This is a genomic window from uncultured Cardiobacterium sp., assembly GCF_938028185.1.
In the GTDB taxonomy this organism is placed as follows: Bacteria; Pseudomonadota; Gammaproteobacteria; order Cardiobacteriales; family Cardiobacteriaceae; genus Cardiobacterium.
Genome location: NZ_CALJAH010000108.1, coordinates 1 through 1,536 on the forward strand (window position 1 = coordinate 1; position 1,536 = coordinate 1,536).

The following is a 1,536-nucleotide window of genomic DNA, read 5'->3' on the forward strand; positions in this document are numbered from 1 at the left end:
GCATGCGGCAAACCCTGCGTGTCAACCGCTATATGCCGCTTGATACCGCTAACCTTCTTGCCCGCATCGTAGCCTTTTTCCATGGCGGTATCCGTGTTCTTCACACTCTGCGCATCAATAATCAGGAAAGTGGTTGCTTCATGGCGCCCCTGCTTGCGGCGCTCCGCAACTACCTGATTTTTTTAATGCTTCCTCAAGGATGCTGATGCCACTCTCGCGTGGCTCAGTCCATCTCTGGAAGTAGGAATGCACGGTGCGCCATTTGGGGAAATCGCCCGGCAAAGCGCGCCAGGAGCAGCCGGTGCGTTGCAGATAGAGAATGGCACAAAAGACATCGTACAAGTCCACCTGGCGTGGCGCTGTGCGTTTACGGGCACTTTCCAGCAGGGGAAGGAGAGGCGCAAATTGCTCGCGACTGATATCGCTTGGGTAGGTTTTTCTGTTCATGCCGATAGTTTACAGCAGAGGCTAAGACAATGAACACGTTCTAAAGACCGTCTAAAAAATAGCACAGGTATCGGGGCAGGCTATATAAATGCCTTAAACCAGTTATCCAGGAAAGCCATTTCTTCCTCTGTATGAAACCAATGTTCACCATTATTCATGACTGTTAGACTGGCGCCCAGTTTGTGGGCAAAATCTGTTATGGTTTCTAAGGAAGTTAGATTATCGTTCTCTGCGTAAAGAATATTTGTTGGTGTATGCCAGTTTATGGGATGATTTCTCACATAAGAAAGATATTCCCAAGATAACGTTTCTCCAAAGGATGTTTTGATTACCTTTTCTTTGTGCAGTTCTTCCTCTGTTACGTTTGACCAGGCCATCATGTTCAAAATCAATTTTTCCATGTCAACGATGGGCGAGATAAACATGGCTTTTTCAATAGATTTATCCGCTAGCGAGAGCATGGCGTAATAAGCACCGATGCTATTTGCGATCAAGGAAATCTTGCCATATTGCGGCGCGATAAAATCAAAGAATTTTGGAAATTCCTCCTTGGTATCCCAAGGAAAATCCGCTTTGTAATCAAAGCCGATAATGTCATATTCATTGCTAAAGAATTTTTTATAGTAATCGGCTTCTTCGGCATTTCCGCCTTTGCCATGTATGTATATCACGGCATTTTTCATTTTAATTTCCTCGATAAACAGCGGGACGGTCAGCCCGGTAGCAGGAGCATGGGCGGGCTATTTTTGCTTTTGGTATCAGGCGTTCTCAGCGTTCAAGTCTGGCCGACACATTCCCCGTGCCGACGGCGGATTTTAAGTTGGCGACATTGTCAATTTTGCCAAGGCGGGTATAGCGGTACGGCGTAGCGAAACTTTCGTAGAAGATGACCAGGTTGTCGCCCTGCCAGAGCAGGATATCGCCCGCTTCGATGCACCCGACGGCTTCGTCGTTGGTAGGCAGAGTCTGCGGCAGCGCCGTAGGGTGGGGCTTGCCCCACCGCCGCACTATGGCGGATTCTGGGCGTTGTTTACGATTCGGCGGATAAGCCCCTCTCCCTCTGGGACTGGGACAGCTCGCGCAGCAACA

The 1,536-nt window shown here is 48.8% G+C and carries 2 protein-coding genes and 1 pseudogene; all 3 read right to left on the reverse strand.

Going from position 1 to position 1,536, the window contains the following annotated elements; translation table 11 throughout:
- A pseudogene (locus Q0349_RS03425) lies at positions 1-447 on the reverse strand (IS5 family transposase); the annotation flags it as partial.
- 80 nt (positions 448-527) lie between these two features.
- Positions 528-1,130, reverse strand: a complete 603-nt coding sequence (locus tag Q0349_RS03430; RefSeq protein WP_298079476.1) for a hypothetical protein — start codon at positions 1,128-1,130, stop codon at positions 528-530.
- Between the two features lie 85 nt (positions 1,131-1,215).
- Positions 1,216-1,455 carry a cyclophilin-like fold protein gene (locus Q0349_RS03435; RefSeq protein ID WP_298079477.1) on the reverse strand — a complete coding sequence of 80 codons (240 nt, stop codon included), beginning with the start codon at positions 1,453-1,455 and terminating at the stop codon, positions 1,216-1,218.
- Positions 1,456-1,536 lie beyond the last annotated feature (81 nt).

Excerpts from the sequence above, each read along its gene's own strand:
- Q0349_RS03430 (WP_298079476.1), bottom strand. The coding sequence starts at position 1,130 with ATGAAAAATGCCGTGATATACATACATGGCAAAGGCGGAAATGCCGAA.